Here is a 2,705-nt window from a genome sequence, read left to right on the forward strand (position 1 = left end):
AAGTTAGTATTCTTATTGACGCAAATGCAAGAAGAGTCTAATTACGATTTTGTGCCTTATCGCTATGGTTGTTATTCTTATTCACTAAAAGCTGATCTTCAAGCAATGGTTACAAGAGAATGGCTTTCTGAAAACGAAAAAACCTATCGTAAACTAACGAAAAAGAAATATTTTAAGGAACTTACCGGAAAGGATCAAAAATTGGTTCAGAAAACCATTGCCCTTTACGGAAATATGAAAACTGACGTAATTACAAAACATACCTATCTCAATTTTCCATATTATGCAACCAATAGTATTGTTGCTGAAAAATTGGTACCAGAGCAACACTTTAAAAAAATTATTACTGCACGTTCGAGTGCCGATAGTATAGCTCTTTTTACTATTGGCTATGAGGGTATTTCTTTAGAAGAATATCTTAATCGCTTAATCAAAAACAATGTGAAACTATTAGTGGATGTGCGTAAGAACCCTTTAAGTCAGAAATACGGCTTTAGTAAATCTTTATTGAGTAACTTTTGTGGCAGGTTGGGGATTGACTATATCCACATGCCAGAAGTTGGTATTGATTCCAGTATGCGAAGAGAATTAAATACCCAAGCCGATTATGATGAACTTTTCATAGAATATAGAAAGACGGTTTTGAATGAGACTGCTGAAGTCCAAAACACTATTATTGGACTGCTGGAACGGTATAAAAGAATAGCATTAACCTGCTTTGAAGCAGATATATGCCAGTGCCACCGCACCCATCTAGCAGAAAAATTAAAAAAATCCTCTAACTTTAGATATCCATTAATCCATATTTAAAAAATGGCAATTACTAAAGTTCTCATTACCGTAAAGACATACCCTACTCTTTCATCTACTTATGGTGAATTAGTATGTACAGCAGGTTTTCTTGAAGATGGAACTTGGATCAGACTTTATCCTATACCTTTTAGAAAACTAAAATATAACGAACGTTATAAAAAGTATCAATGGATAGAACTGGATATCGTCAAAAATGACAAGGATTTTAGACCCGAAAGTTATCGCCCGGCAACCATTGACACTCCTATTAAGTTGTTAGAAACTATTGATACTAAGAACAATTGGTTCCTTAGAAAACAATATGTTTTAAATAATGTACATACAGATATAAAGGCCTTAATCGCAAATGCTCATAATACAGAAATTTGTACATCATTAGCAGTTTTTAAACCTACGGTGATCAAGAATTTTAAAATTGAGCAAATTGAAGGACAGTATGACAAGAAAAAAATGGATCAACTACAAGCGTTAAATGACCAACAAAATCTTTTTGAAATGGATGATCTTAAGTTTGAACTGGCAGAAAAACTCCCCTATAAGTTTTCATATGAACTGGAAGATATAAATGGTGTAGCTAGTACAATGATGATTGAGGATTGGGAAATAGGACAGTTGTATAGAAATACCCTTGCCGCTGCCGAAGGCAATGAGGAAATAGCCATAAGTAAAGTAAAAGAAAAATACTTTGATGATTTTGCTAAAACAAAGGATTTACATTTATTTTTGGGAACTACAAAATCATTTCACTATAGATCCAAAAACCCATTTATGATTATTGGCACTTTTACTCCAATGATAGATATACAGACAAGCCTATTTTAAATGCGTTGTATTTTCTGTAAACAAATATCCAATTTTTTGATTCACTGAGTTTTCTAAAAACAAATTCACCCCCCCCTTCAGCAAGCTATCTGTGGGCAGGCTTGCGGGTATTGGTCCTCACCCCCGGCCCCTCTCCCAAGGAGAGGGGAGTTTTAGTTCGTTACTTGGTTTTGGATTGGGAGGTTTTATTGACAGGGTCTCCAAGGATGTTAATGAGGCGCAAGATGTTGCGCCTTTACTGGTCCTCACCCCCTGCCCCTCTCCCAAGGAGAGGGGAGTTTTATTTTGTTACTCTATTATCAGTATGGAGATGTTTCGTTACAATTGCTTCAGCTTCTTTGAGGAAGGTGTGGCATTTTTTCCAGGCTTTGTCTATTTGTTTTTGGGTGATGGTGTGGCGGGTTTTGTATTTTAGGTTGTGGGTGGCGTGGGTTAGATTGTGGAGGATTTGATGGTTATCTATAGTGTTTGTGTTGAATATTTTTGACGGGAGGACTGTGAACAGACTGCACAAGTGCAGCAGGTATGTGAGGCCGGTGTAGCTTGGTTTGTATTGCCAGAAAACGTAAATCAAGCCGAGGCAGGTTTGTTCTATTACCTTTTGGAGGACTTCGAAGTATGCCACGGGGTCCTAGTCCATTTCGTTATAGACTGTGAGGTTGTGGAGGTAGCTTGCCCTATTGAAACGGGTGCTCCACTGGCGGTTTATTTCTTTATCGATTATTGGGTGAGTTATGATGCTGAAATTCTTAAACCTCAGCTAATGGTTGTCTATGCTAAATACCTGGGGTGAATTTTTGATGAAATACACTAAGAAATTACAGCCGATGTCTAATTTTTCACTTGCTTTGGCTGCATCCATCATGATTAGATAGACTTTTGCTTGTTTTTGGGTGTGGTTGTAGAGTTCGTCTGTTATTTGGGCGGGCCCCGCACTGCTGCGGGGTGACTTATTTGTGAAAATTAGTAGTGTGTAGGTGAAGGTGCGGGTTTGGTGGGTGGGTGTTGGGGGGAGGTTGTTGTTTAGATTGCTTTGCTGCGCGCGCAATGACGGGTTTGTGCCCTTTATT

At 37.8% G+C, this 2,705-nt stretch carries 4 protein-coding genes; 3 read left to right on the top strand and 1 reads right to left on the bottom strand.

Annotated elements, in window-relative coordinates:
• The 3 genes from AACY61_RS11955 to AACY61_RS11965 form a co-directional block, all read left to right on the top strand.
• The coding region (locus tag AACY61_RS11955) for a DUF488 domain-containing protein (protein ID WP_339611808.1) at positions 1 to 810 on the top strand (810 nt) is incomplete at its 5' end.
• A gap of 3 nt (positions 811 to 813) precedes the next feature.
• Positions 814 to 1,635: a hypothetical protein gene (locus AACY61_RS11960; protein ID WP_339611809.1), complete on the top strand. Its 822-nt coding sequence runs from the start codon at positions 814 to 816 to the stop codon at positions 1,633 to 1,635.
• Between the two features lie 91 nt (positions 1,636 to 1,726).
• Positions 1,727 to 2,050 (top strand): hypothetical protein, encoded by a 324-nt coding sequence (locus AACY61_RS11965; RefSeq protein ID WP_339611810.1) that lies wholly within the window; start codon positions 1,727 to 1,729, stop codon positions 2,048 to 2,050.
• 345 nt (positions 2,051 to 2,395) lie between these two features.
• On the opposite strand, the gene AACY61_RS11970 is transcribed toward AACY61_RS11965, so the two are convergent.
• Positions 2,396 to 2,705 (bottom strand): hypothetical protein (locus AACY61_RS11970; protein ID WP_339611811.1); only part of this gene is annotated, 310 nt, incomplete at its 5' end.

Source organism: uncultured Planktosalinus sp. (assembly GCF_963973675.1).
GTDB lineage: Bacteria > Bacteroidota > Bacteroidia > Flavobacteriales > Flavobacteriaceae > Planktosalinus.

What these genes read in the sequence shown, in the direction of transcription:
- AACY61_RS11960 (WP_339611809.1), top strand. Translation starts at nt 814, where the DNA reads ATGGCAATTACTAAAGTTCTCATTACCGTAAAGACATACCCTACTCTT.